Source organism: Pseudomonas sp. So3.2b, from assembly GCF_019464415.1.
In the GTDB taxonomy this organism is placed as follows: domain Bacteria; phylum Pseudomonadota; class Gammaproteobacteria; order Pseudomonadales; family Pseudomonadaceae; genus Aquipseudomonas; species Aquipseudomonas shahriarae.
The window spans coordinates 3,458,638-3,484,560 of record NZ_CP080494.1 but is presented as its reverse complement, the minus strand read 5'-3'; the positions used below and the strand labels follow the sequence as shown (position 1 = coordinate 3,484,560).

Sequence of the window (25,923 nt, the reverse complement as noted above, 5' to 3'; positions counted from 1 at the left end):
TCAATACCCCATTTTTTGCGCGCGGCTGCTGAAGAAGATTCCGCTGGGGCTTTCGGCCGGCAGGGTCTTGAGCAAGGTCAAGCGATAAGGATCCCAGACCTGCACCTGTTGGCCGTCGCGAACCGACAGCCACAGCTGCTCACCGCGCCCGGTGAATTCCATATGCAGCACACCAGGGCCGGGACGCAGGTCCGCGACCACCTGGTGGGTTTCAGTGTCGAGCACCTGTACCCGGTCGTTGTCCGGGTAGGCGAAGTTGACCCACAACTGGCGCCCGTCGGGCCGTGCGGTGACAAAAATCGGTTGGCCGGCCACGGCAATGGTGGCGGTCTGTTGCCAGGTGCGCGCATCCATCACCAGCACCTGATGGCGGCCTACGGCGGGCACGAAGGCCTGGTTATCGGCCACGGCCCAGCCTTCCAGATGCGGCATCTTGTACACCGGCAGTTTTTGCTGGCCGCGACCGTAGTCGGCGAGCACACGCTTGACCCCATGTTCGGGGTGCCACAGGTCGAGCTGGGCCATGCCGTCCTCGCCAAACAACCCGGCCATGTAGTAACGGCCATCGGCGGTGATCAGCGCGTCATAGGGCTGGCGACCAATGCCAGTGAAGCGGGTGATGGCCGGGGTGTTGCCCTGGCTGAAATCGGCGCTCCAGATCTCGTCGGTATCGAACAGGCTGAACACAAAGCGTTGTCCCGGCGCATCCACCAGGCCCACCACCCGCGAGCGTTTGCCGTCGGCCAGGGGCGTGGCCGGGATATCGGCCACCTGTTGCAGGGTCACGGCGTCGAACACCTTGACGCCACCGGGCTGGTAGTTGGAGACGGCAATCAAACGCCCGTCCTGGCTGATCGCGCCACCGATGCTGTTGCCCCCCTGGATCAGGCGTTTGTCGATGCGCTGGGTCAGCAGGTCGACCTTGGTCAGCCCGCCGTCACGGCCAAACAGGTAGGCGTAGCGCTGGTCCCGGGAAAACACTGCCGAGGCGTGGGACAGGTCGCCCAGCCCCGCGACCCGTGCCAGGCGGGCCTGGTGGCTGCTGTCGATAATCAGCAGGCTGCCGCTGGCGCGCTCCACCACCAGGCCCAGGTCGCCGCTGCCGCGCAACGGTGGATGGGAGCAGGCGGTGAGCAACAGGCCGGCAATGCAGGCAAGCAGGGGACGGATCATGGCGCGGGGGTTCCTTGCAGGAGGCGATCCACCAGCCAGGCAATATCGCCGGCATTGAGCAACGGCGCCCAGCCGGGCATCGCCAGGGCAGGGCGGCCATAGGTCACGGTGGCAATCAGGCTGTCGCGGGTTTGCCCGGACAGGGCTTGCGGGGTCAGGGCCGGGCCCAGGCCACCGGTCAGGTGCAGGCCGTGGCAGGCGCCACAGTCCTGGGTCAACAGGTGTTCCAGTTGGACCTGGCGCGCAGGCGCCGGTGCTCCGTGCACCGGCGCAGGAATGAGAAAGAGCAGCGCCATGGCCGAACCGATCATCGAGATTTGCATGGCGCGCTCCTTGTGCTTATTTCAGACTCAACACCCATTGGGCGAGGGTCAGGGCTTCGGCATCCGTGACGGGGTTGGCCGGCATCGGAATCGGTCCCCAGTTACCCTGGGTGCCGTTCTTGATGTGGCTGGCCAAGGTTTTGTCAGCGTCCTTGACGCCGGCATTTTTTGCCGCCACTTCCTTGAGCGCCGGGCCCACCATCTTGCTGTCGATGGTGTGGCAGGCGGCACAGGGTTTGCTCTTGAACAGCGCCGCGCCGTCATCGGCCATTGCGGTGGACAGGCTCAGGGCCGCGCCCAGGGTCGCCAGTGCAAGCAGGATATTTTTCATTGGTTTGCCTCTTGTTGATGAAGCTCAATAAATGTCGAATTGGGTGTTGTAGACGTTGAACTTGCCGGTCGGGGTAATCAGGCGCTTGTCCCGGATCACGTTCTTGAGCTTGAGGGTCTTGTCATCGACCACCACCAGCGCCGACTCCTCTTCCTGGCCGTTCCACACCGAGAACCACACTTCATCGCCTGCCTTGTTGTATTCCGGCTGCACCACGCGCAGGGCGCCTTGCTTGATGCCCGACCATTCGGCAATCGGCAGTACGGTGTAGCCAGCGTCGAGCTTGTCGATGTTGAACACCGCGACCGACTGGCTGAGCTTGGTGTCGGGGTTGAGCGTGGTGTCGACATACAGGTGCCGCGAGTTGGGGTGGGTCTTGATAAACAGCGAGCCACCGCCCTGGCCGTTGAGCGAGGTCACTTGCTTCCAGGCGTACTGCGGGTGCTTGACCGGGTCGGTGCCGATCACCGAAACCCCACCGTCACCCAAGTGACTGGTGGCCCACACCGGACCGTATTGCGGGTGTACAAAGTTGGCGCCACGGCCGGGGTGCGGGGTCTTGCCGACATCCACCAGAGCGGTGAGCTTGCGCTCCTTGGAGTCAATCACTGCAACCTTGTTGGAGTTGTTCGCCGCCGTCATGAAGTAGCGATGGGTGCTGTCCCAGCCGCCGTCGTGCAGGAAGGGCGCGGCGTCGATGGTGGTGATGGTGAGGTTTTTGATGTCTTGGTAATTGACCAGCATGACCTTGCCGGTTTCTTTGACGTTGACGATGAACTCGGGCCATTCGTGGGACGCGATGATCGCCGCCACCCGTGGTTCCGGGTGGTATTCCTGCTTGTCCACGGTCATGCCGCGGGTCGAAACGATCTGCTTGGGCTCCAGGGTCTCGCCGTCCATGATGGTGAACTGCGGCGGCCAGTAGGAACCGGCAATCGCGTACTTGTCTTCATAGCCTTTGAACTTGGAGGTCTCCACCGAACGGGCCTCGATGCCCACCTTGATCTCGGCGACTTTGGTCGGCTCGGCAGGCCACAGGTCGATCATGTCGATCTTGGCGTCACGGCCGATCACCAGCAGGTAGCGGCCCGAAGCGGAAATCCGCGAGATGTGCACGGCGTAGCCGGTGTCGATGAGCTTGACGATTTTCTTGCTGTCGCCGTCGATCAGGGCGATTTTGCCGTCGTCACGCAGGGTCACGGAGAACAGGTTTTCCAGGTTCAGCTGGTTGAGCTGCTTCTTCGGACGGTCTTCGGGTTTGACCAGCAGCTTCCAGGTCTTGAGCGTCTCGGCCATGCCCCATTCCGGTGGGGTGGGCGCGGTGTGCTGGATGAAGGTCGCCATGCTGGTGATCTGCGCCTTGGTCAGCGCATTGGAGGTACCCCAGTTCGGCATGCCGGCGGGGGAACCGTAGGTGATCAGGGCTTCCAGATACGCCTGGCCCCGGGCCTGGGTGATGTCCGGGGTCAGCGGCTTGCCGGTGGCGCCTTTGCGCAACACACCATGGCAACCGGCGCAGCGCTCGAAGTAAATCTGCTTCGATGCATCGAACTCGGCTTGGCTCAAGTCCGGTGCGCCAGGGCTCTTGACCATGGCTGCAGCCGGCGCGGGAGCCGCGGCGAAGGCCTGTGTTGAGAGGGCCAGGGCCAGCGCGCAGCTGAGCCTGGCCAGCGTCAGTACGAAGGGTGTTTTGTTGCGAGTCAGCATTCCATATCTCCTCAGGCAAGACCTTTGCGATCTGGGTAGAGCGCAGGTTCTTAGTGCCAGCAGAGACTATGTCGCGGCGGGTGAATGACCGCTTGACGGCGATCAAGTTTGCCCTGAGTACGGCTTGCCAGGTTGTCGCAGGCCCCCGTAGCGTGGCTGCCAAACCCGCTGTCCATGCAAGGTGCGCTATGACCGAACCCTTCTACCAAGCCGTCAACAACGAACATGAGTTGTTCGAGCACGCCTGGCGTCACCGCATGCCGGTGCTGATCAAGGGCCCCACCGGCTGCGGCAAGACCCGCTTCGTCCAGCACATGGCCCACCGTCTGCAATTGCCGCTGTATACCGTGGCCTGTCACGACGACCTCAGCGCCGCCGACCTGATCGGCCGCCACCTGATCGGCGCCCAGGGCACCTGGTGGCAGGACGGCCCGTTGACCCGCGCAGTGCGTGAAGGGGGCATTTGCTACTTGGACGAAGTGGTCGAGGCACGGCAGGACACCGCCGTGGTCCTGCACCCGGTGGCCGATGACCGTCGCGAGCTGTTCCTGGAACGCACGGGCGAAGTCCTCAAGGCGCCGCCGTCGTTCATGTTGGTGGTGTCCTACAACCCCGGTTACCAGAACCTGCTCAAAGGAATGAAACCCAGCACCCGCCAGCGGTTTGTGGCGATGCGCTTTGGTTATCCCGCGACAGCCGAAGAAGAGCGCATCGTCGCCCGCGAAGCCCAGGTGGATGGCGCCTTGGCGGCCCAGGTGGTGCGCCTGGGGCAGGCCTTGCGCCGGCTGGACCAGCATGATCTGGAAGAAGTGGCGTCCACCCGCTTGCTGATCTTCACCGCCCGCCTGATTGCCGCTGGCATGCACCCGCGCGAAGCCTGCATGGCCTGCCTGGCGGAAGCGCTGAGCGACGACCCGCAAACCGTCGCGGCCCTGATGGACGTGGTTGATGTTCACTTCAGTTGAGCGGCGGCTGCCGGGTGATTTGGCGATGTGGTTCTTTATCCTCGCCGAACTCTCGGTGTTTGCGATTCTGATCCTCGCCTTTGCCGTGACCCAGACGCTGCGGCCCGAGGTCTTTGCCGAGGGCCGCGCACAGTTGGATACCTCCACCGGCCTGGCGATGACCCTCAGCCTGCTGACGGCCGGCCTACTCGCCGCGTTGGCACAGCAACAGGTCATTGCAGGTCGCCCACGGCGGGCAGGTGGGTTATTGGCGTTGGGACTGGCGGTGGCGGCGGTTTATGTGTGGATCAAACTTGGCGAGTACGGGCACCTGGCTGCGGCCGGCCTGGGCCTGGAGCGCAGCACGTTCTTTACCCTGTACTGGATTTTGACCGGGTTTCATTTTCTGCATGTGCTGTTGGGCATGCTGATCCTGGCGTGGTTGGCGTTGCGCTGCTGGCGCCGGGCCTATGGTCCGGGGCGTCAGTCGGGGTTCGAGTCCGGGGTGTTGTATTGGCATATGGTGGATCTGGTGTGGGTGGTGCTGTTTCCGTTGGTGTACGTGTTGTGAAGTTGCTGGCGTGCTGGGCCGGGCTGGTGCTGCTCAGCGTGGGCACCGTCATGTCCGGTGCGGCGGGCTGGTGGTGGCTGGTGGTGTTGGCAGCGGTGGCCAAGGCCTGGGTGATTGCCGATGGGTTTATGGAACTGCGGCATGCGCCTTGGGGATGGCGGGCGGCGATGTTGGCGTGGCCGGTGGTGCTGGTGGCAGGGATGGTCGTGATGCGTTGATGACGATGATGGACCTCCTGGCTGTGGGAGTGGGCAAAGACTTCAAGGAGAGCCGGCGGTCTGCCCGCTAAAAAGATCATGGTGTGGCGCAGGGATATTAAATAGAATGAATCTCATTTGAGACTCACTCGCGCCGCCCAGGGTTCGCTTGCCATGAATGATGCCGTATTGCCAACGACCGCCGCAGAACCCAGCCTGAGCACCTTGTACCGCGACCATCGCAGCTGGCTGGAAAGCTGGTTGCGCCGGCGCCTGGGCAACGCCTGGGATGCCGCCGACCTGAGCCAGGACACCTTCCTGCGGGTGCTGGCCAGCGCCCAGCCAGTGGCGCAATTGCAGGAACCACGGGCCTATCTGGTGACGGTGGGCAAGCGCCTGCTGGTCAATTTCCACCAGCGCCGCAGCCTGGAGCAGGCGTATCTGAATGCCTTGGCACGCCTGCCTGAAGAGTGCGTGCCGTCGCCGGAGCAACGCTGGTTGCTACTGGAAACCCTGCAGGCCCTGGATGAATTGCTTGACGGTCTGGCGCTGGTGGTGCGCCGGGCGTTTCTCTGGAGCCAGCTCGAAGGCCTGGGCTACCGGGAGATTGCCGAGCGTCTCAAGGTCTCGGAGCGCACGGTCAAGCGCTATATGGCCCAGGCCTACGAACATTGCCTGCTGGTGGAACTGTGAGCCGTACCCCAGCGGATGTGGCCCGGGCCGCGGCGCACTGGCTGGCGCTGTTGGAATCCGGCACCGCTGGCGAGCGCGACCATGCCGGCTTGCAACAATGGCGCGACAGCCATCCCCAGCACGAACAGGCCTGGCAAAAAGCGCAACTGCTGCGCCAGCGCTTTGCCGACTTGCCATCCTCCCTGGCCATGGCCAGCCTCGACCGCCCGCAACCGGGCCGGCGCGCCGTGCTCAAGCGTGCCCTGGGCGTGGCTGCGCTGGTGCCGGCGGCCTGGTTGCTCAGTCGCCAGTTACCCCTCGACGTATGGCGTGCCGACCTGCATACCGCCACTGGCGAGCGCAAGCGCGTGCCGCTGGTCGATGGCAGCACCCTGCAACTGAACACCGCCAGCGCGGTGGATGTGGACCTCGCTGCGCGGCGCCTGACCCTGGTCGAAGGGGAGATGGCGCTGACTGTACCCGGTACGGCGGCGCTGAACGTACACAACCGTTATGGCCAGGTTATCGCCAGCCAGGCCGTGGTCTGCGTGCGCCAGTTGGCGGATGCTTGCCTGGTGTCGGTACTCAAGGGCCGGGTACAAGTACTCGACGGGCACGGGCGTGCTGCCTGGGTGCAGGGTGGGCAACAAATACGGCTGCAACCTGTGGGGCTGGGTGCGCCGATGCCGTTCGACGTGCAGCAACTGGGGTGGCGCGACGGTGTACTGACGGCGCAGAACCAGGCGCTGGGTGACTTCCTGCGCGAACTGGATCGCTACCGCCCGGGCGTCCTGCGCTGGGACCCGAGCCTGGAAACCTTGCGCGTCACCGGCAGTTTCCGCCTGGACGACACCGACTCCATCCTCAGCCTGTTGGCCACCACTCATGGGCTGCAGGTGCAGTTCCGCACACGCTATTGGGTCACGCTGCAGCCGCGCAAAACCCTGGGCTGATCGCGATCTTATTGTCCCGGCAGATCCCATGGGGGAGCGGGCAAGCCCACTCCCACACAAGCCCTTTCCCACCTTTTTATCGGCCAGTTCGCAAGACCGTGGCCCTTTTTTTCGGCTCGCCTGTCATCCAAGGCAAGTGAACGAAAACAGAGAGCCTTTTAATGCCCGTCGTCCCGCCATCATTGTTGCGCCTGAGTTTGGTGCTGAGCCTGAGTGCCAGTCCGTTGTTTGTTCCTGTGAGCTGGGCCGAGGACGCGGCCCGACGCAGTTATCAGGTGCCGGCCGGCACCCTGGGCAGTGCGTTGACCCGCTTTGCCGGGCTGGCCGGGGTCAATCTGTCGGTCGATCCGGCCCTGGTCGGCGGCCGCCAAAGCGCCGGGATCTCCGGTGAGTTTGCCGTCGAGGAAGGCTTCGCGCGTCTGCTGCAGGGCTCGGGCCTGCAATTGCAGGCGGTGGGTGAGCGTGCCTACACCTTGATCCCCGCGCCGCAGGGCGGTACCTACCAGTTGCCAGCCACCTCGATTCTCGGGGCCGCGAACACACCCGTCGCCGAAACCTACGCCGGTGACCAGGTCACGCGCAAAGGTGCGCAGGGCATGCTCGGCGACGGCGACTTTATGGATACGCCGTTCAACCTCACGTCCTATACCGCCAAGGCAGTGAAAAACCTGCAGGCGCGGACCCTCGGCGAGATGGTTGCCAGCGATCCTTCGGTGCGCATCACCAACCCGGCCGGCGGGCGTTTCGAGCAGTTCTCGGTGCGCGGTTTCAGCCTGTTCAACAGTGATGTGTCCTACGGCGGCCTGTATGGCGTGCTGCCGACCTACGCCATCGACATGGAAATGGTCGAGCGCGTCGATATCCTCAAGGGCCCCGGCGCCTTGCTCGGTGGCATCGCGCCTCGGGGCAGCGTCGGTGGCGGGATCAATATCGAGCCCAAGCGCGCCGGCGACACACCGCTCACCGAGTTCACCGGCAGCTATGCCTCGGCCGGGCAGTTCGGGGGGGCGGTGGATATCGGTCGGCGGTTTGGCGATGAGCAGCAGTTTGGCGTGCGCTTCAATGGCGTGAAGCAGTCCGGCGATACCGAATGGGATCACCAGGAGGTGGACCGTGAAATGACAGTGATCGGCCTCGACTACCGCAAGGAGCGGGTGCGCCTGTCCCTCGACCTCGGGCGCCAGGAACGCACCGGCGACGCACCTCAGGAGCGCGTGGAAATCGCCAAGGGTAGCGTGATGCCCAAGGCCAAGGACATCCGTGACAACTTCGCCCAGTCCTGGACCTACTCCCATACCAAAGACACCTTTGGCGCGGTGCGTGGCGAGTTTGATGTCAGCGATTCATTGATGGTCTATGCCGCAGCCGGGGCGCGCAAAGGCAACTACGACTTCCTGCGCCACGGCGTGCAGGCAACCCAGAGCAATGGCGACTTCACCGTGGTGCCGCGCAGCTTCCGTCGCGACGAAGACGTCAAGACCGTCACCGTCGGCGCGCGCAGTTGGTTCGACACCGGCCCGGTAGGGCACACCCTCAATGTCAGCCTCAATCAGTTCAATATGGATTTCGACAATGCCGGCGAGCGCTACACCCCCGGCAAGAGCAACCTCTACAACCCGGTGGTTTTGCCCCACCCAGGCAAGGCCGTGCGCTGGGACACCAGCACCCACACCGAAAACCGTTTCACCAGCCTGGCCCTGGCCGACACCCTGGCGTTTTTTGATGAACGGGTGCTGCTGACCCTCGGCGCCCGCCTGCAAAAGGTCCAGGTCACCTCCTGGAGCAATGGCATCAAGGATCAGCCGGAGTACGACGAACAAGCTACCTCGCCGGCCCTGGGCCTAGTGGTGAAAGTCACCGATCAGTTGTCCCTGTACACCAACTACATGGAAGGCTTGAGCCAGGGCGAGACCGCGCCATCGAGCGGGGTGCGCAATGAAAACGCGATCTTCCCACCGACCAAGAGCAAGCAGGTGGAAGTCGGCGCCAAGTACGACATGGGCAGCTTCGGCATGAGCGCCAGCGTGTTCCGGATCAAGCAGCCGGCCTATGGCATCGACAGCCAGGGTTTCTTCAAGCCCAACGGCGAATTGCGCAACCAGGGTGTGGAACTGAACGTGTTTGGCGAGCCCCTGACGGGCGTGCGCCTGCTCGGTGGGGTGATGCTGCTCGACAGCGAACAGACCAAGACCGCCCAGGGCCTGACCGACGGCAAGCGCGGCACCGGTGCGCCGATTGCCAACGTCAACCTGGGCGCCGAATGGGATATCCCACGCCTGCAAGGCGTGACCCTGACCGCCCGTGCGATCCATACCGGCGCGCAGTACCTGGATGCGGCCAACCAGCAGAAAATCGACAATTGGGAACGCTATGACCTGGGCGCGCGCTACACCTTCAAGGTCAAGGAAAACCCGGTGACCCTGCGCGCGACCGTGGAGAATGTGCTGGACACCACTTACTGGGCGTCGGCCGCGACCTCCAGCGACAGCGCGCCGGGCCTGACACTGTCGACGCCGCGAACGTGGCTGGTGTCGGCAACAGTGGGTTTTTAATATTCAAAAAAGGAATAAATAAATAGTTATTTATTCCTTTTATTGTTGGTGCGGAGGGCGCATTTTAAAGGCCTGCGCATTCGTGCGGATTGACCCAACAGTGAAAGGAAAACCCACATGACCATCAAAGCGATCAACGTGCGCAACCAGTTCAAGGGCGTGATCAAGGAGATCCTGCTCGGCGAAGTGGTGTCCGAGATCGACGTGCAGACGGCGTCCGGAATCGTCACTTCGGTGATCACCACCCGCTCGGTGCGCGACCTGGAGTTGAAGGTGGGCAGCGAAGTGATTGCCTTCGTCAAATCCACCGAAGTGTCCATCGCCAAGCTCTGAGTCCAGCCCTTGCAGGCGTCGGCAAGCCGGCGCTTACAAGGTTTTCAGCGCACGTTCCAGGCGTGAAATACCTTCTTCGAGCAACGCCCGCGGGCAGCCGAAGTTCAAGCGCACGAACTGCTGGCTGTCATCGCCAAACTCCACACCTGCACTCAAACCCACCTTGGCCTGTTCCAGGAAAAACCGCTGTGGGTCGTCCAGGCCCAGGGCGCTGCAATCCAGCCAGGCCAGGTAGGTGCCTTGCGGGGCATGGATGACCACGCCGGGCAGGCGTTTTTGTACGGCATCCAGCAGGTAGTCGCGGTTGTCTTGCAGGTACGCTACCAACGCTTTCAACCATTCATCACATTGGCTATAGGCCGCCCAGGTGGCTTCCAGGCCCAGGGGGCTGACGCTGTCGACCATGCCGCAGCGCGCCTTGTTGAAGCGTTCGCGGATGAGCGGGTCCTGGACAATGGCAAAGCAGGTTTTCAGGCCGGCGACGTTGTAGGCCTTGCTGGCTGACATCAGGGTAATGGTGCGGCGGGCGATTTCTGCGCTCAGCGACGCGGTGGGGATATGCCGGCGCCCGTCAAAGCACAGCTCGGCATGGATTTCGTCAGAGATAATCAGCGTGCCCTGATCCAGGCAGGCGTTGGCCACGGCCAGCAGCTCCTCGCGGGGGAACACCTTGCCCAGTGGGTTGTGGGGGTTGCTCAACAGCAACGCACCGGCGCCTTTCAAGGCCTGGCGCAAGGCGGGCAGGGGGGTGAGGTATTCGCCCTGGTCGTTCAGTTCGAAGGGCACTTCGATCTTGGGCAGGTTCCAGTTGCCCGCGGCATGGCGCAGCGGCGCATAGTTGGGGGTTTGCAACACCACCGACTGGCCTGGCTGGACAAAGGCGTGCAGGGCCATGTTGAAACCGGGCTCGACGCCCGGCAGGAACAACAGTTCATCGGGCTGCACGCGCCAGGCGTACTTGTCCCACAGGTCGCGGATGATCGCTTCGCGCACTTCTGGCCGGGCGACGCTGTAGCCGAGCATCTGCTGGTCCAGGCGTGCGTGCAGGGCCTTGAGGATCGCCGGTGGCGCGGCGATATCCATGTCGGCAATCCACATCGGCAAGACATCTTCTGGGTAACGGCTCCACTTGGTACTGCCGGTGCCGAGGCGAGGGTGGATCGTGTCGAAATCAAAGCTCATGGGGGCGCTCGTGTCAGGAAGGCGGGCGAAGAATGCCGTCGATTCTAAGTCAGCCGGCCTGATAGGTCATCAATTGCTCCTCGCACATAATGCGGATGGTGCGCCGTTGCACTTCAATCAGCCCGGCGTCCACCAGCCGATGCAGAATCCGCGAAAACGTTTCTGGCTGAATTCCCAGTTTGGAGGCCACCAGGCGCTTGGGCACTTGCAGCACTACATCGCCACTGGCCAGATCGCGCTCCTGGATCAGGAAGTTGATGACCCGGCGACTGGCGTTGGCCAGGCTCAGGGTGTCGATGTCCTTCAGGCGTTGATGCAGGTGGATGCTCATCGTGCCGAGGATCGCCAGGCAGATCTGCGGCTGGTCCTCCAGGGCCGTGCGGTAATGATGGCCCTCGATGCTCACCAACACGCTGTCCTTGAGCGCCGTGGCACTCACCGGATACGCCTTGGCGTGGCTGAACAACAGGGCTTCGGCAAAGGTCTGGCCGGGGCGGATAACCTCCACCAGGTGCTCCTGGCCTTCGCCGGTGACCCGGTGCAACTTGACCTGGCCGCTGACCAGCAGGAAAAACCGATCGGCAGGGGCGCCCTGGTGCATCAGGGTTACATGCCCGGGCAGACGCTTGAGGTTGGCCAGGGTGCAGACGTCCTGGAAGATCTTCTCCGGCAACGGACTGAACAGATGATGCCGGCGCAGGGTTAAGACGATGGATGGGTGGGTCAACATGGCGTACCTCCGCTCCCGCCCATGGTAGGGCGTGCGGCCGGCGGGGCCTATGCCTCGTTGGAGGTAGCCCCGTAGAGGGAGTGTTCGCGCAGCAGTGCCGAAAATGCGTCCCGGGCCGGGTGACAACCTGCATGGGCGTGCCAGTAAAACCGGTTGTCGATGTGCGTCAGTTCCGCGAACTCATGGCCTTGCCAGTTGGCACCCTGGCGGTATTGCTCGTAGATCCCCCGAGGCACCAGCGCGGCGCCGCTGCCAGCACTGACACAACCGACAATCGTGCCGTAGCTGGCGATGCTGACGATGGGGCAGACCTGGTCGTGGCGAGACAACCACTGCTCCAGCGCCAGGCGATAGGGGCAACCTGAGGGCCACATAAACAGGGTCAGGCCCTGCAGATCCGCGACGCTGCGCACCGGGCCCAGCGACGTGGGGGCAATCAGTACCAGGTCTTCGCTGTACAGCACCGCGCTTTCCAGCCCCGGGCGTTGCACATCCACGGCGACAATCGCCGCGTCCAGCCGATGGTGCTGGATATCATCGAGCAACTGCGACCAGGTGCCGGTGCTCAACTCCAGCGACACTTGGGGGTACAACGCGTGATAACGCGCCAGCAGCTGTGGCAAGCGCCCGGTTGCACTGGACTCGATAGCACCGATGCGCAGTCGCCCATGGGGCGCGCCACCGGGGGCGACGGCACGCCGGGAGGCTTCGGTCAGGTCGAGGATTTTCGTCGCATATTCGATAAACACTTCGCCGGCGGGGCTGACCCGCAGACCCCGGCCCTCGCGCACAAACAGCGCGACGCCGAGTTCCTGCTCGAGGGACTTGAGCCTTGCGGTGATATTGGACGGCACGCAATGCAGCTGCTGCGCCGCACGGGCGATGCTGCCCAGTTCGTAGACCGCCTTGAACATGCGCAGTTGGGACAGTTCCATGGTTCACCTGGAGTGAAGAGTGGGCTCAGTTTAAGTCACTTTTTTCCGGGGCTGGGGTTTCTCATACTTTTGCCAGGCAGTGCCTGTGTGCTGCCACGTCCCTGAGAACGCTCATGCCCCGTGCAAAAATTATCCTGGCAACACTCTTCGTCATTCTCTGCTGGGCGTATTCGCCGATCGGCATCCATATCGCGTTGCAAGCTTATGCGCCCGATAACCTGGCGTTGTTGCGTTTTTTGATCGCCTCCGGGTTCATGGCCGGTGTGGCCTGGATCAAGGGGATTTCCCGGCCCCGACTGCGGGATTTGCCTTTGTTTGCGGTGCTGGGATTGTTTGCCGTGACACTGCACCACATCGCCCTCAATTACGGCCAGCGCGGTGTGAGTGCCGGCGCTGCCAGCGTCCTGGCGCAATCCACGCCCTTGTTCAGCGCGTTACTTGCCAGCACGCTGTTCAGGGAGCGGCTCGGGGCCTGGCAGTGGGGTTGCGTGCTCGGCGGCCTGCTCGGCGCCGGGGTGGTGGCGGTAGGGGATCGCGGCTTGGGCGAGCTGGATGGGCATGGGTTGTTGATCCTGCTGGCGGCGGCGTCCTGGAGCCTGTATTTCGCTCTGCAAAAGCGTTATTCCCAGCATTACGACGGGCTGACCCTGGTGTGTTTCACCCTCTGGTCAGGTACGGCGTTGCTGCTGGTGTATCTGCCAGGGCTGCCGGCGGAGTTGGCCCAGGCTTCGGTGTCGGTGAACCTGGCAGTGCTGGTGCTGGGCATCTTTCCCAGTGCGCTGGCGTACCTGGCCTGGGCTTATGTGCTGACGCATAGCCAGGTCAGTCGGGCAGCGATTGCGCTTTATCTCATACCGCCGGTGGCGATGCTGATGGCGTGGGTGATATTGGCGCAGCGGCCTTCGGTGATGGTGATTGTGGGGACGGTGATTGTCCTGGCGAGTGTGGGGGCGTTGACGGTGAAAGTGCGGTGACGTAACTGACTGTCGCCGTTGGGTGGCTGGCGATGGCCATGTTTGGGGTGGGGTACAGATCCGTTGTTGCGATGGCGGTACATCAGTCCCTACCCAGCCTGACGCAAATGCTCCATCGCCCACACCGCCGCTTCCACCCGCGAGCGCAACCCCAGCTTGTGCAGCAAGTTCTTCACATGCACCTTCACCGTGCCCTCGGTAATCCCCAGTTTGTGCCCGATCACCTTATTGCTATACCCCCCGGCAATGGTCTTCAACACCTGCCGCTCGCGCTCGGTCAGTTCCACCGCCGCATGGGGCTGGGGCGAGCGCAGGGCCTGGGCCAGCACCCGAGTCAGGCCGGGGCTGATCACCAGGGCGCCGTGCAGGGCATCGCGGATGTACTGGATCAGCAACTCCGGCTCCATGTCCTTGAGCAGATACCCATTGGCATCCAGGCGCAGGGCGTCGCGGATGTCGTCTTCGGCATCGGACACGGTAAACAGCAAGACCTTGCCGCCATAGGCCATGGCCCGCAGGCGGCGCAGGGTTTCCAGGCCGTTCATCTGCGGCATGTTGTTGTCCAGCAGCACCAGGTCCGGTTGCAGCGATTCGATCAGGCCCAGGGCTTCTTCGCCATTGCCGGCTTCGCCCACCACGTGCAGGTCATCTTCCAGTTCGAGCATCTGGCGCATGCCGTGGCGCATCATCGGATGGTCGTCGACGAGCAGGATGCGGTGGCGGACTGATGGGTTGATGAGCGCCGTGTTCATGACAAGCTACCTTCTTGTAGGGAGGGCCCGAGAAATTCCGGGCGAAACAGCAAGTGCACCCGGGTGCCCTGGGGCTCGCGGGAGGAAATGTCCAGCTGGCCGTGCAGGCTGCGGGCGCGTTCGTCCATGATGGTCAGGCCGTGGTGTTCACGTTGGTCCACCGGCTCGCTGAAGCCGCGGCCATCGTCTTCAATGCTCAGGCTGACGGTTTCGCCATGCTGGCGCAGTTGCAGCCAGGCATTCTCGGCATGGGCATGGCGCAGGCAGTTGGACAGGGCTTCGCGGGTCACCTGCAACAGGTGGATCTGTTCACTGGCCGACAGCTGGAAGGCCAGGGCATCCACGTGCAGGTGTACCTGGAACTCGCCACGCCGGGAGAATTCCTCGGCGGTGTCTTTTAGCTCCTGGACCAGCCCGGCATCGTGAATTTGCAGGCGGAAGGTGGTGAGCAGCTCCCGCAGTTGCCGATAGGCATTGTTCAGGCCTTCGCGCAGTTCGCCGGTGACGGTTTCCAGGGTGGCCTTGGGTTCGTCGCGGCGCAGCAGGGTCTGCATGCGGCTGACTTGCAGCTTCATATAGGACAGGGCCTGGGCCAGGGAATCATGCAGTTCGCGGGCGATGATGGTGCGTTCGTCGAGCAGCAGCAGGCGGTGGTCCTGCTCGCGCTGGCGTTTGAGGGACAGCGAGGTGCCGATCAGGTTGGCCAGGGCCTGGATCAGTTGTTGCTCCCAGGCCTGGGGCGCATGGCCGTCGACAAAGTGCGCCTTGAGTTCGCCCAGTTCCGCGCCCTGGTTGCTGATGCTGAACACCTGGGGCGGGGCCACGTGATGGCGCTCGCAGGTGGCGCAATCGCCAATGGCGCAGACGTTGCGGCTGTTGCCGCCGTGCAGCGCGAGCATCTGTTGCGCCGGGGCGAGGAAGTGCCCTTGCAGGCACAGCGACAGGCGCAGGCCCGGCAGGCGTTTCTGGAAGCGCCGGATCAACTCGTCGAGACCTTCGGCGTTGGCCAGGCGCGTGGCCAGGCTGCGACTGCTCTCGTAGAGCAATTCTAGGGCGGCGTTGGCCTGTTGCAAATTGAGGGTTTTTTGCTGCACCTGGCTTTCCAGGGTGCGGTGGGACTGCTCGATGGTTTCGGCCAGGGTGTTGAAGCTCAGGGCCAACTGCCCCAGCTCATCCTGGGAGCGGTGATTGACCCGGGTCTGGTAATCCCCCTCACGAAAGCGCCGGGTGGCGTCCACCAGTTCCTTCAAGGGGGTGACCACGCCGTACTGCAATTCATACAGCCCAAGCAGCAGGATGATCAGCGTGCTGAACAGCGCCAGGCCCTGGATCAGCTGTTGCCAGCCTTGTTTGTGCTCGCTCTGTTGCTGCAACAGGCTGACGAACTGGTTCAGTTGCTCGACAAAGGCCGGCGCGCGTTCGCGGAAGAGGGCGCCGTCGTCGCGCTCGATGGCCGGGCGCAGCTCCTGGTTCCAGTGTTGCTGGATCTGCCGGTAGCTCTGTTGCAAGGCGCTCTGGGGGCCGTCTTCCAGTACTGCTTTCAACGACTGGCTGTCGAGGCGCCGTTGCAGGCTTTGAGTGATGGCCTGGATCTCGTCGGCGGGGGCATGGTCGGCGAGCTTCCAGCTCAGGTGGTAGGTCTCCATGCGCACCGAGCCTGCGGTGTTGATGGCCGCGCCATCGCCCTGGCTGAACCAGGCGATCAGCCCGGCGCTCAGGGAACTGGCCAGGGCCAGGATTGCAATCAGGATGACCGCGACACCGGCGCGTGCGGGCAGGGAGCTGCGCAGCCAGTTAAACATCACGGCGTAATCGAAGGGGTAAGAACAGCAGCATGACGGCACCTGGCACGGGAAACAGCATTGAATTGTGCATTCCCTGGCGCACTACCTCTAAAGAGTTGCCGGCGGACCCTCCCACGGGAAAAAGCCGGCACAAGAGATCAATCCATTGATAAATAAAGACTTTCTCTTGTTATTGGGCCTACCTCCTTAGAGGTAGACGGGCTAAGCATAGGCCAATACCCCCCAGGCGGACGTTGATCTGGGTCAAGTTCCTGGAGGGCCTCGCCCCTAACCTGCGCTCATGGAATCACTTCTGGGAGCGCAAACCGTGACTCAACCCCGTGTAAGACAGGGCCTGGTGCTGGGCATGAGTACACTGGCCTTCACCGTGTGCTTTATGGTCTGGATGATGTTCGCCGTCCTCGGCGTGCCGATCAAAGAGCTGCTGCAACTCAACGAAACCCAGTTCGGCCTGCTGGCCGCCACCCCGGTACTGACCGGCTCCCTGGTGCGCCTGCCCCTGGGCCTGCTGACTGACCGCTTCGGCGGGCGCATCGTGTTCTTTGTCTTGATGCTCACCTGCGTGCTGCCGCTGTACTTGATCACCTACGCCACCGCTTTCTGGCAATTCCTTGTGCTGGGGCTGTTTGTCGGCCTGGCCGGCGGCTCGTTCTCGGTGGGTATCGCCTACGTCGCCAAGTGGTTCGACAAAGACAACCAGGGCTTTGCCATGGGCGTGTTCGGCGCCGGCAACGCGGGGGCTGCAGTCACCAAGTTTCTGGCGCCGGCCCTGATTGCCCTGGGGACCTGGCACCTGGTGCCGAAAGTGTTCAGCGCGATCCTGTTTATCACCGCGCTGCTGTTCTGGTTCCTCACCAGCGAGAACAAGGCCCACCGCAGTGCCGGTGGCGCGACCTTGCGCGAGCAACTGCTGTGTCTCAAGGACCCGGCCGTGTGGCGCTACTGCCAGTACTACTCGATTGTGTTCGGCGGCTACGTGGCCCTGGCGCTGTGGGCGACCAAGTACTACGTGCAGGAATACGGCTTCAGCCTGCAAAGCGCCGCGCTGTTGGCCGCGTGCTTTTCCCTGCCCGGTGGCGTGCTGCGCGCTGTGGGCGGCTGGATGTCCGACCGCTGGGGCGCACAGAGCGTGACCTGGTGGGTGCTGTGGGTCAGCTGGATCTGCCTGTTCCTGCTCAGCTACCCGCAGACCCAGTTGCAGGTGCAAACCGTCAATGGCCCGCTGGACTTCCATATCGGCCTCAACGCCACCCTGTTCACCGTGCTGCTGTTTGTGATGGGCATCGCCTTCGCCTTCGGCAAGGCCTCGGTGTTCAAGTACATCGCCAATGACTATCCGCAAAACATGGGCGCGGTGTCCGGCATCGTCGGCCTGGCGGGCGGCCTTGGCGGCTTTGTCCTGCCAATCATGTTCGGCGCCCTGGTGGACCTCACCGGCGTACGCTCCTCCTGCTTCATGTTGATGTACGGCGTGGTCTGGGTATCCCTGACCTGGATGTACTTCAGCGAAATCCGCAAGCAACCGCTGCTTGGTAAAGCGGCGGCCCAGCCTCTCCAAGGAGAATCCGCATGACTATCGCGCAAAAGCCCAACTCGGGCCCGGTGATCCACGACTGGCGCCCTGAAGACCCGGCGTTCTGGGGCGCCAGCGGCAAGCAGACCGCGACCCGCAACCTGTGGATCTCGATCCCGGCGCTGCTGTTGGCCTTCGCCGTGTGGATGGTGTGGAGCACGGTGATCGTGCGCCTGAACGCCATCGGCTTCAGCTTCACCACTGACCAGCTGTTCTGGCTGGCGGCATTGCCCGGCCTGTCTGGCGCCACCTTGCGCGTGTTCTATTCGTTCATGGTGCCGATCTTCGGTGGCCGCCGCTGGACGGCCCTGAGCACTGCGTCGCTGCTGATTCCATCACTGTGGATGGGCTTCGCGGTACAAGACCCGAGCACCTCCTACAGCGTGTTTGTATTGATCGCGCTGCTGTGCGGCTTCGGTGGCGGCAACTTCGCCTCGAGCATGTCCAACATCAGCTTCTTCTATCCCAAGTCCCAGCAAGGCACTGCCCTGGGCCTGAACGCCGGCCTGGGTAACCTGGGGGTGTCGGTGATGCAGTTCTGCGTGCCGCTGGTGATTACCTTCGGTGTGTTCGGCCTGATTGGCGGCCAGCCCCAGACCCTGGAAGACGGCAGCCAGTTGTGGCTGCAGAACGCCGGGTTTATCTGGGTACCGTTCATCATCACCGTGACCCTGTTTGCCTGGTTCGGCATGAATGACCTGTCCAGCGCCCGCGCTTCGTTCAGCGAGCAGGCGGTGATCTTCAAGCGCAAGCACAACTGGCTGATGTGCTGGTTGTACCTGGCCACCTTCGGCTCGTTCATTGGCTTCTCGGCCGCCTTCCCGATGCTGATCAAGACCTCGTTCCCAGACGTCAACGCCTTGAAATTCGCCTTCCTCGGCCCGCTGGTAGGTGCCCTGGTACGCCCATTGGGTGGCTGGCTGGCCGACAAACTGGGCGGTGCGCGGGTGACCTTGTGGAACTTCGTGCTGATGATCGTGATGGTGTTCGGCGTCCTGCACTTTTTGCCCCTGAACGGCGAGGGCGGCAGCTTCTACGGCTTCCTCGGCATGTTCATGCTGCTGTTCATCACCACCGGCATCGGCAATGGCTCCACCTTCCGCATGATCCCGGTGATCTTCCGCACCCAGCATGAAAAGGCCAGCGCCGGCAAACCTGCCGCCGTGCGTGAGCAAGCCCTCAAGGATGCCAGCAAGGAGTCGGCAGCAGTGCTGGGCTTCAGCTCGGCAATGGGCGCCTTCGGTGCGTTCTTCATCCCCAAGACCTTTGGCTCGTCCATGGCCTACACCGGCAGCCCGGCCATGGCGTTCTACATGTTTGTCGGCTTCTACCTGACCTGCATCGTCGTGACCTGGTGGTGGTATGCGCGCAAAGGCGCCGAGACCCCCTGCTGAGTCGACCCCGAATTCAAACCTTGCGTGGGCGGGGCACAGAACCCCGCAGCAAGCCTGAGAGGAAAGCACCATGAGTCATTTACTGGATCAACTGCGGTTCTTCAATCGCAAGCAAGACGAGTTCTCCGAAGGTCACGGCGAGACCCGCAAGGAGTCCCGCGACTGGGAAAACGTCTACCGTTCGCGCTGGCAGTACGACAAGATCGTGCGCTCCACCCACGGGGTGAACTGCACCGGCTCGTGCTCGTGGAAGATCTACGTGAAGAACGGCCTGATCACCTGGGAAACCCAGCAGACCGACTACCCGCGCACCCGTAACGACCTGCCCAACCACGAGCCGCGCGGCTGCCCCCGTGGTGCCAGCTACAGCTGGTACATCTACAGCGCCAACCGCCTGAAGTACCCGAAGATCCGCAAGCCATTGCTCAAACTGTGGCGCGAGGCACGCCTGACCCTGTCGCCGGTCGAGGCCTGGGCGAGCATTGTCGAGGACAAGGTCAAGGCCGACTCCTATAAAAGCAAGCGTGGCATGGGGGGCTTCATCCGTTCCAACTGGGATGAAGTCAACGAGATCATCGCCGCGTCCAACGTCTACACCATCAAGCAATATGGCCCGGACCGTATCGTCGGCTTCTCGCCGATCCCGGCCATGTCCATGGTCAGCTATGCCGCAGGTTCGCGTTACCTGTCGCTGATCGGCGGTGTGTGCCTGAGCTTCTATGACTGGTACTGCGACCTGCCGCCAGCCTCGCCGATGGTCTGGGGCGAGCAGACCGACGTGCCGGAATCGGCCGACTGGTACAACTCCAACTACATCATTGCCTGGGGTTCCAACGTTCCGCAGACCCGTACCCCGGACGCGCACTTCTTCACCGAGGTGCGCTACAAGGGCACCAAGACCGTGGCGATCACGCCTGACTATTCGGAAGTGGCCAAGCTCACCGACCTGTGGCTCAACCCCAAGCAGGGCACCGACGCGGCACTGGCCCAGGCCTTCAACCATGTGATCTTCAAGGAATTTCACCTGGATAAACCGAGCGCCTACTTCACCGAATACGCCAAGCGCTATACCGACTTGCCGGTGCTGGTAATGCTCAAGCCGATGACCGGTTTTGCGCCGGGTGCAGGCTTCCAGCCGGACCGCTTCCTGCGCGCCTCGGACCTGGTCGACAACCTGGGCCAGGACAACAACCCGGAATGGAAAACCATCGCCCTCGACGAAAGCGGCGAGCTGGTTTCGCCACAAGGTTCCATCGGCTATCGCTGGGGCGAGAAGGGCAAGTGGAACATCCTGGCCAAAGAAGGCGGTGAAGGTCGCGAGATCGACCTGAAACTGAGCCTGATCGGCGATGACGTCGCCGAAGTGGCGTTCCCGTATTTTGCCGGTGAAGCCCACGACTACTTCCAGCACGTGGCCGGCGATGCCGTGCAATTTCGCCGGGTACCGGTACACAGCGTGACCCTGGCCGATGGCACGGTGGCCAAAGTGGCGACGGTGTTCGACCTGTCGGCGGCCAACCTGGCCATCGACCGTGGCCTGGGCGGCAACAACGTGGCCAAGGACTACAACGACGCCAGCGTACCGGGCACGCCAGCCTGGCAGGAGGCAATCACCGGGGTCAGCCGCGAGAAGGCCATCCAGATCGCCCGTGAGTTTGCCGACAACGCCGACAAGACCCGTGGTCGCTCGATGATCATCGTCGGCGCGGCGATGAACCACTGGTACCACATGGACATGAACTACCGCGGGCTGATCAATATGCTCATGCTCTGCGGTTGTGTCGGCCAGACCGGCGGCGGTTGGGCGCACTACGTGGGCCAGGAAAAACTGCGTCCGCAATGCGGCTGGCTGCCCCTGGCATTCGGCCTGGACTGGAACCGTCCGCCACGCCAGATGAACGGCACCAGCTTCTTCTACGGCCACAGCTCGCAATGGCGCCACGAGAAGATGAGCATGCACGACATCCTCTCGCCGCTGGCCGACAAGTCGCAGTTCCCGGAACACGCCCTGGACTACAACATCCGCGCCGAACGCGCCGGTTGGTTGCCCAGCGCGCCACAACTCAATACCAACCCGCTGCATATCTGCCGTGATGCGGCGGCTGCCGGTATGGACCCCAAAGACTACGTGGTCAAATCCTGGCAGGACGGCACCCTGCGCTTTGCCTGCGAGCAGCCGGACAGCCCAGTGAACTTCCCGCGCAACATGTTTATCTGGCGCTCCAACCTGCTCGGCTCGTCGGGAAAGGGCCACGAGTACATGCTCAAGTACCTGCTCGGCACCAAGAACGGGGTGATGAACGAAGACATCGGCCACAGCACCGAATGCAAGCCAACCGAGGCCGAATGGGTCGAAGACGGCGCCATCGGTAAGCTGGACCTGGTGACCACCCTGGACTTCCGCATGTCCTCGACTTGCGTGTATTCCGACATCGTCTTGCCGACCGCCACCTGGTACGAAAAAGACGACATGAACACCTCGGACATGCACCCGTTCATTCACCCGCTGTCGGCGGCGATTGATCCAGCGTGGGAATCGCGTTCGGACTGGGAAATCTACAAAGGCATCGCCAAGGCGTTCTCGGCCATGTCGGTCGGCCACCTGGGTGTGGAACAAGACCTGGTCACCGTGCCGTTGATGCATGACAGCGTGGGTGAACTGGCCCAGCCGTTTGGCGGCACTGACTGGAAAAGCGCCGGTGTGGCGCCGGTACCGGGCAAGAATGCGCCGAACATGGCGGTGGTGGAACGGGACTACCCGAACATCTACAAGCAGTTCTCGTCCCTCGGCCCGATGCTGGAAAAACTCGGCAACGGCGGCAAGGGCATCAACTGGAACACCGATGAAGAGGTGCAGTTCCTCGGTGAACTCAACCACCACGAAGGCGACGCGGGCATCAGCCACGGCCGGCCAAAAATCGACACGGCGATTGACGCGGCCGAGGTGATTCTGTCCCTGGCTCCGGAAACCAACGGCAAGGTCGCCTTGAAAGCCTGGGCGGCGCTGTCGGAATTCACCGGCATCGACCACAGCCACCTGGCGATTTCCAAGGCCCACGAAGCAATCCGCTTCCGCGATATCCAGGCACAGCCGCGCAAGATCATCTCCAGTCCCACCTGGTCGGGCCTCGAAGACGAACACGTGAGCTACAACGCCGGCTACACCAACGTCCATGAAAACATCCCATGGCGCACCATCACCGGCCGCCAGCAGTTCTACCAGGATCACCCGTGGATGCAGGCGTTCGGCGAGCAGTTGATGAGCTACCGGCCACCGGTCAACACCCGCACCATCGAAGGCGTGAAGGGCAAGCGCAGCAATGGCGAGACCGAGATCGTCCTGAACTGGATCACGCCGCACCAGAAATGGGGGATTCACAGCACCTACAGCGACAACCTGCTGATGCTCACCTTAAGCCGTGGCGGCCCGATTGTGTGGCTCTCGGAAATCGACGCCAAGCGCGCCGGGATCGAGGACAACGACTGGATCGAATGCTTCAACGTCAACGGCGCGCTGACCGCCCGTGCGGTGGTCAGCCAGCGGGTCAAGGAAGGCATGGTGATGATGTACCACGCCCAGGAACGCATTGTGAACGTACCGGGTTCGGAAACCACCAAGACCCGCGGCGGCCACCACAACTCGGTCACCCGCGTGGTGCTCAAGCCGACCCATATGATCGGCGGCTATGCCCAGCAGGCCTACGGTTTCAACTATTACGGCACGGTCGGCTGCAACCGCGATGAATTCGTGGTGGTGCGCAAGATGGTCAAGGTCGATTGGCTCGATGGCTCCAGCGGTGATGATCTACCGCGTCCATTGCCGACCGATATCGAGGAGAACTGAGATGAAGATCCGCTCACAAATCGGCATGGTCCTGAACCTGGACAAATGCATCGGCTGCCACACCTGCTCGATCACCTGCAAAAACGTGTGGACCAGCCGTGAAGGCATGGAATACGCCTGGTTCAACAACGTCGAATCCAAGCCCGGTATCGGCTACCCGAAAGAATGGGAAAACCAGGACAAGTGGAAGGGCGGCTGGATCCGCAACGCCAACGGCTCGATCAACCCACGCATCGGCGGCAAGTTCCGCGTGTTGGCGAACATCTTCGCCAACCCCGACCTGCCGAGCCTGGACGACTACTACGAACCGTTCGACTTCGATTACCAGCACCTGCACACCGCGCCTTTGGGCGAGCACCAACCGACCGCGCGGCCGCGCTCGGTGGTGTCCGGCAAGCGCATGGAAAAAATCGAGTGGGGCCCCAACTGGGAGGAAATCCTCGGCACCGAGTTCGCCAAGCGCCGCAAGGACAAGAACTTCGACCAGATCCAGGCCGACATTTATGGCGAGTACGAAAACACCTTCATGATGTACCTGCCGCGCCTGTGCGAGCACTGCCTGAACCCGGCGTGCGCGGCGTCGTGCCCCAGCGGCGCGATCTACAAGCGTGAAGAAGACGGCATCGTGCTGATCGACCAGGAAAAGTGTCGCGGCTGGCGCATGTGCATCAGCGGTTGCCCGTACAAGAAAATCTACTTCAACTGGAAGAGCGGCAAGTCCGAGAAGTGCATCTTCTGCTACCCACGGATCGAAGCCGGCATGCCTACCGTTTGCGCGGAAACCTGCGTCGGGCGTATCCGCTACCTCGGCGTGCTGCTGTATGACGCCGATCGCATCAGCGAAGTGGCCAGCACCGCCAACGAGCACGACCTGTACGAGAAGCAGCTGGAAATCTTCCTCGACCCGAACGACCCGGCGGTGATCCGCCAGGCCCTGGCCGATGGTGTACCGCAGTCGGTGATCGACTCGGCCCAGCGTTCGCCGGTGTACAAAATGGCCGTGGACTGGAAGCTCGCGCTGCCGCTGCACCCGGAATACCGCACCTTGCCGATGGTCTGGTACGTGCCACCACTCTCGCCGATCCAGAACGCGGCCGCCGCTGGCACCGTGGGCATGAACGGGGTGATCCCGGATGTCGACAGCCTGCGCATCCCCCTGCGTTACCTGGCCAATATGCTCACCGCCGGTGACGAAAAACCGGTCAAGCGTGCCCTGAAACGCCTGCTGGCCATGCGCGCTTTCAAGCGTTCGCAGCAAGTGGATGGGGTTGAAGACCTGCAAGTGCTGGCCGACGTGGACCTGAGCGTGGCCCAGGTGGAAGAGATGTACCGCTACCTGGCGATTGCCAACTACGAAGACCGTTTTGTGGTGCCCAGCGCCCACCGTGAAGACGCGATGAGCGATGCGTTTGCCGAGCGTTCCGGCTGTGGTTTCAGCTTCGGCAGCGGCTGCAGTGGCAGCTCCGACACCAATATGTTCGGCGCCAAAAAGGCTAACCGCCGCGACGTGTTGAAAACCGTCCAGATCTGGGAGGACTGAGCCATGCGCATTCTTAAAGTGATCTCGTTGCTGCTGGACTATCCCACCCAAATCCTGGTCGACGGCCATGATGAGCTGGAAAAGGCGATTATCGAATCGCGGGAAATCAGCCCCAAGCAGCGCGGTGCGCTGTTTGAGCTGCTCGAACTGATCTGCAGCAATGACCTGATGGACGGCCAGGAGCACTACGGCGCGCTGTTTGGCCGTGGCCGCTCGCTGTCGCTGCTGTTGTTCGAACACGTGCATGGCGAGTCGCGGGACCGTGGCCAGGCCATGGTCGACATGATGGCCCAGTACCAGGAAGCCGGGTTTGCCATCGGCGTCAAGGAGCTGCCGGACTACATTCCGCTGTACCTGGAGTTCTTGTCCACCCGCGAAGACATTGAGGCCCGCGAGGGCCTGGCGGATGTGGCGCACTTGCTGGCCCTGCTGGCGGCGCGCCTGGATGAGCGTGAAAGCGCCTACGCCAGTTGCTTCCGTGCGCTGTTGCAGATCAGCGGCGCCGAGCCGCACCAGGCCATCGCCGAGTTGCGCGCCCAGGTCGCCGCTGAAGTCCGCGACGACTCCCTCGAAGCCCTGGACAAGGTCTGGGAAGAGGAGGCCGTGGACTTTATGCAGGCCGAGCAGCAGGACCGTTGCAGCTCGATGCCCAGCGCACCGGGCAAGGCCCGCGAAGAAAGTGCGGTGCCCTTGCACTGGGTGGATTTTCAGCACGAAGGGCTGGCCGCTGTGCCAGCCAAGGAGGTGGGTAATGTCTAAGTGGAATTTGTTGGTATTTGGCGTGTATCCGTATGTCGCCCTGGCCATTTGCCTGTTGGGCAGCTGGGCGCGGTTTGACCTGTCCCAGTACACCTGGAAGGCCGGCTCCAGCCAGATGCTCAGTAACCGTGGCATGCGCGTGGCGAGCAACTTCTTCCATATCGGTGTGCTGTTCGTGCTGGCCGGGCATTTTGTCGGCCTGCTGACCCCGGCGTCGATCTACCACCATGTGATCAGCACTGAGCACAAGCAACTGCTGGCGATGGTTTCCGGTGGTTTCTTCGGCCTGCTGTGCCTGGTGGGCCTGCTGATGCTGGTCAAGCGCCGCCTCACCGATCCACGGGTACGGGCCACGTCGAGCCCGTCGGACATCTTGATCCTGCTGGTGTTGCTGGCGCAGTTGGTGCTGGGCTTGCTGACCATCGTCGCCTCCACCGGGCATATGGACGGTTCGGTGATGGTGATGCTCGCGGACTGGGCGCAGAACGTCGTGCTGCTGCGACCTGTGGAAGCGGCCGCCGCGATTGCCCCAGTGAGCCTGATCTACAAGTTGCACGTGGCGCTGGGTCTGACCCTGTTTGTGCTGTTCCCGTTTACCCGTCTGGTGCATATGGTCAGCGCACCGATCTGGTACCTGGGGCGTCGTTATCAAATCGTGCGGCAGAAGTGAGGAGAGCGT

The 25,923-nt window shown here is 62.7% G+C and carries 23 protein-coding genes; 14 read left to right on the top strand and 9 right to left on the bottom strand.

What is annotated here, in order from left to right:
• Genes K1X80_RS15450 through nirS form a run of 4 tightly spaced genes read right to left on the bottom strand, consistent with a single transcriptional unit; the run spans position 1 to position 3,420 of the window.
• Positions 1-1,173 carry a cytochrome D1 domain-containing protein gene (locus K1X80_RS15450; protein WP_057959365.1) on the bottom strand — a complete coding sequence of 391 codons (1,173 nt, stop codon included), beginning with the start codon at positions 1,171-1,173 and terminating at the stop codon, positions 1-3.
• Positions 1,170-1,496, bottom strand: a complete 327-nt coding sequence (locus tag K1X80_RS15445; protein ID WP_169960664.1) for a cytochrome c — start codon at positions 1,494-1,496, stop codon at positions 1,170-1,172. Before K1X80_RS15445 ends, K1X80_RS15450 begins: the two co-directional genes overlap by 4 nt.
• Positions 1,497-1,512: 16 nt before the next feature.
• A complete protein-coding gene (locus K1X80_RS15440; RefSeq protein ID WP_057436867.1) occupies positions 1,513-1,827 on the bottom strand; it encodes a c-type cytochrome in 315 nt (104 codons plus the stop codon).
• A gap of 24 nt (positions 1,828-1,851) precedes the next feature.
• A complete protein-coding gene (gene nirS / locus K1X80_RS15435) occupies positions 1,852-3,420 on the bottom strand; it encodes a nitrite reductase (RefSeq protein WP_232544800.1) in 1,569 nt (522 codons plus the stop codon).
• Between the two features lie 302 nt (positions 3,421-3,722).
• Between nirS and K1X80_RS15430 the strand changes: the two genes are divergently transcribed.
• The 7 genes from K1X80_RS15430 (at position 3,723) to K1X80_RS15400 (ending at position 9,756) form a co-directional block, all read left to right on the top strand.
• Positions 3,723-4,499, top strand: a complete 777-nt coding sequence (locus tag K1X80_RS15430) for a CbbQ/NirQ/NorQ/GpvN family protein (protein WP_057436862.1) — start codon at positions 3,723-3,725, stop codon at positions 4,497-4,499.
• The gene (locus tag K1X80_RS15425; RefSeq protein WP_128592978.1) at positions 4,483-5,049 is read left to right on the top strand and encodes a cytochrome c oxidase subunit 3; all 567 of its coding nucleotides are present in this window, start codon (positions 4,483-4,485) and stop codon (positions 5,047-5,049) included. Before K1X80_RS15430 ends, K1X80_RS15425 begins: the two co-directional genes overlap by 17 nt.
• Entirely contained in the window at positions 5,046-5,267 is a 222-nt protein-coding gene (locus K1X80_RS15420) for a cytochrome C oxidase subunit IV family protein (protein ID WP_057959367.1), read from the top strand. Before K1X80_RS15425 ends, K1X80_RS15420 begins: the two co-directional genes overlap by 4 nt.
• 153 nt (positions 5,268-5,420) lie before the next feature.
• Complete coding sequence (locus tag K1X80_RS15415; RefSeq protein WP_220172264.1) at positions 5,421-5,939, top strand: sigma-70 family RNA polymerase sigma factor; 519 nt, start codon at positions 5,421-5,423, stop codon at positions 5,937-5,939.
• On the top strand, positions 5,936-6,871 hold the full coding sequence (locus K1X80_RS15410) for a FecR domain-containing protein (RefSeq protein WP_057959368.1): 936 nt from the start codon (positions 5,936-5,938) through the stop codon (positions 6,869-6,871). The genes K1X80_RS15415 and K1X80_RS15410 overlap by 4 nt, the downstream gene beginning before the upstream one ends.
• 161 nt (positions 6,872-7,032) lie before the next feature.
• Complete coding sequence (locus tag K1X80_RS15405) at positions 7,033-9,423, top strand: TonB-dependent receptor (RefSeq protein WP_128592979.1); 2,391 nt, start codon at positions 7,033-7,035, stop codon at positions 9,421-9,423.
• A gap of 117 nt (positions 9,424-9,540) precedes the next feature.
• Positions 9,541-9,756, top strand: coding sequence for a molybdopterin-binding protein (locus K1X80_RS15400; RefSeq protein WP_003173733.1), 216 nt, complete (start codon positions 9,541-9,543; stop codon positions 9,754-9,756).
• Between the two features lie 33 nt (positions 9,757-9,789).
• Here K1X80_RS15400 and K1X80_RS15395 read toward each other — a convergent pair whose 3' ends face one another.
• From K1X80_RS15395 to K1X80_RS15385, 3 genes are read right to left on the bottom strand one after another with little or no spacing between them, the layout of a single operon-like run.
• Positions 9,790-10,938: a MalY/PatB family protein gene (locus tag K1X80_RS15395; RefSeq protein WP_057959370.1), complete on the bottom strand. Its 1,149-nt coding sequence runs from the start codon at positions 10,936-10,938 to the stop codon at positions 9,790-9,792.
• 49 nt (positions 10,939-10,987) lie between these two features.
• Positions 10,988-11,668, bottom strand: coding sequence for a Crp/Fnr family transcriptional regulator (locus K1X80_RS15390; RefSeq protein ID WP_198799306.1), 681 nt, complete (start codon positions 11,666-11,668; stop codon positions 10,988-10,990).
• A gap of 47 nt (positions 11,669-11,715) precedes the next feature.
• On the bottom strand, positions 11,716-12,603 hold the full coding sequence (locus tag K1X80_RS15385) for a LysR family transcriptional regulator (protein ID WP_057436851.1): 888 nt from the start codon (positions 12,601-12,603) through the stop codon (positions 11,716-11,718).
• Positions 12,604-12,716: 113 nt separating this feature from the next.
• On the opposite strand from K1X80_RS15385, the gene K1X80_RS15380 reads away from it, so the two are divergent.
• Positions 12,717-13,577: a DMT family transporter gene (locus K1X80_RS15380; RefSeq protein ID WP_057445050.1), complete on the top strand. Its 861-nt coding sequence runs from the start codon at positions 12,717-12,719 to the stop codon at positions 13,575-13,577.
• An 89-nt stretch (positions 13,578-13,666) separates the two neighbouring features.
• Here K1X80_RS15380 and narL read toward each other — a convergent pair whose 3' ends face one another.
• Together narL and K1X80_RS15370 are read right to left on the bottom strand one after the other, a co-directional pair.
• Positions 13,667-14,314, bottom strand: a complete 648-nt coding sequence (narL, locus tag K1X80_RS15375) for a two-component system response regulator NarL (protein ID WP_081044232.1) — start codon at positions 14,312-14,314, stop codon at positions 13,667-13,669.
• Between the two features lie 11 nt (positions 14,315-14,325).
• Entirely contained in the window at positions 14,326-16,131 is a 1,806-nt protein-coding gene (locus tag K1X80_RS15370; RefSeq protein WP_057959375.1) for an ATP-binding protein, read from the bottom strand.
• Positions 16,132-16,441: 310 nt separating this feature from the next.
• Between K1X80_RS15370 and K1X80_RS15365 the strand changes: the two genes are divergently transcribed.
• From K1X80_RS15365 to narI, 6 genes are all read left to right on the top strand, one after another.
• Entirely contained in the window at positions 16,442-17,707 is a 1,266-nt protein-coding gene (locus K1X80_RS15365; RefSeq protein WP_081044233.1) for a nitrate/nitrite transporter, read from the top strand.
• On the top strand, positions 17,704-19,101 hold the full coding sequence (locus K1X80_RS15360) for a NarK family nitrate/nitrite MFS transporter (RefSeq protein ID WP_057959377.1): 1,398 nt from the start codon (positions 17,704-17,706) through the stop codon (positions 19,099-19,101). Before K1X80_RS15365 ends, K1X80_RS15360 begins: the two co-directional genes overlap by 4 nt.
• Positions 19,102-19,171: 70 nt before the next feature.
• Positions 19,172-22,945 carry a nitrate reductase subunit alpha gene (locus K1X80_RS15355; RefSeq protein ID WP_057959378.1) on the top strand — a complete coding sequence of 1,258 codons (3,774 nt, stop codon included), beginning with the start codon at positions 19,172-19,174 and terminating at the stop codon, positions 22,943-22,945.
• A gap of 1 nt (position 22,946) precedes the next feature.
• The gene (narH, locus tag K1X80_RS15350) at positions 22,947-24,485 is read left to right on the top strand and encodes a nitrate reductase subunit beta (RefSeq protein WP_029291316.1); all 1,539 of its coding nucleotides are present in this window, start codon (positions 22,947-22,949) and stop codon (positions 24,483-24,485) included.
• Positions 24,486-24,488: 3 nt separating this feature from the next.
• On the top strand, positions 24,489-25,244 hold the full coding sequence (narJ, locus tag K1X80_RS15345; RefSeq protein WP_057436843.1) for a nitrate reductase molybdenum cofactor assembly chaperone: 756 nt from the start codon (positions 24,489-24,491) through the stop codon (positions 25,242-25,244).
• Entirely contained in the window at positions 25,237-25,914 is a 678-nt protein-coding gene (narI, locus tag K1X80_RS15340) for a respiratory nitrate reductase subunit gamma (protein WP_057436841.1), read from the top strand. Before narJ ends, narI begins: the two co-directional genes overlap by 8 nt.
• Positions 25,915-25,923 lie beyond the last annotated feature (9 nt).

Coding starts and splice junctions, on each gene's coding strand:
- K1X80_RS15355 (WP_057959378.1), top strand. CDS start 19,172: ATGAGTCATTTACTGGATCAACTGCGGTTCTTCAATCGCAAGCAAGAC.
- narJ (WP_057436843.1), top strand. CDS start 24,489: ATGCGCATTCTTAAAGTGATCTCGTTGCTGCTGGACTATCCCACCCAA.
- K1X80_RS15395 (WP_057959370.1), bottom strand. CDS start 10,938: ATGAGCTTTGATTTCGACACGATCCACCCTCGCCTCGGCACCGGCAGT.
- K1X80_RS15400 (WP_003173733.1), top strand. CDS start 9,541: ATGACCATCAAAGCGATCAACGTGCGCAACCAGTTCAAGGGCGTGATC.
- K1X80_RS15405 (WP_128592979.1), top strand. CDS start 7,033: ATGCCCGTCGTCCCGCCATCATTGTTGCGCCTGAGTTTGGTGCTGAGC.
- K1X80_RS15445 (WP_169960664.1), bottom strand. CDS start 1,496: ATGCAAATCTCGATGATCGGTTCGGCCATGGCGCTGCTCTTTCTCATT.
- K1X80_RS15430 (WP_057436862.1), top strand. CDS start 3,723: ATGACCGAACCCTTCTACCAAGCCGTCAACAACGAACATGAGTTGTTC.
- K1X80_RS15450 (WP_057959365.1), bottom strand. CDS start 1,173: ATGATCCGTCCCCTGCTTGCCTGCATTGCCGGCCTGTTGCTCACCGCC.
- nirS (WP_232544800.1), bottom strand. CDS start 3,420: ATGGTCAAGAGCCCTGGCGCACCGGACTTGAGCCAAGCCGAGTTCGAT.
- K1X80_RS15380 (WP_057445050.1), top strand. CDS start 12,717: ATGCCCCGTGCAAAAATTATCCTGGCAACACTCTTCGTCATTCTCTGC.
- K1X80_RS15415 (WP_220172264.1), top strand. CDS start 5,421: ATGAATGATGCCGTATTGCCAACGACCGCCGCAGAACCCAGCCTGAGC.
- K1X80_RS15370 (WP_057959375.1), bottom strand. CDS start 16,131: ATGTTTAACTGGCTGCGCAGCTCCCTGCCCGCACGCGCCGGTGTCGCG.
- narH (WP_029291316.1), top strand. CDS start 22,947: ATGAAGATCCGCTCACAAATCGGCATGGTCCTGAACCTGGACAAATGC.
- K1X80_RS15440 (WP_057436867.1), bottom strand. CDS start 1,827: ATGAAAAATATCCTGCTTGCACTGGCGACCCTGGGCGCGGCCCTGAGC.
- K1X80_RS15425 (WP_128592978.1), top strand. CDS start 4,483: ATGTTCACTTCAGTTGAGCGGCGGCTGCCGGGTGATTTGGCGATGTGG.
- K1X80_RS15390 (WP_198799306.1), bottom strand. CDS start 11,668: ATGTTGACCCACCCATCCATCGTCTTAACCCTGCGCCGGCATCATCTG.
- K1X80_RS15385 (WP_057436851.1), bottom strand. CDS start 12,603: ATGGAACTGTCCCAACTGCGCATGTTCAAGGCGGTCTACGAACTGGGC.
- K1X80_RS15360 (WP_057959377.1), top strand. CDS start 17,704: ATGACTATCGCGCAAAAGCCCAACTCGGGCCCGGTGATCCACGACTGG.
- narI (WP_057436841.1), top strand. CDS start 25,237: ATGTCTAAGTGGAATTTGTTGGTATTTGGCGTGTATCCGTATGTCGCC.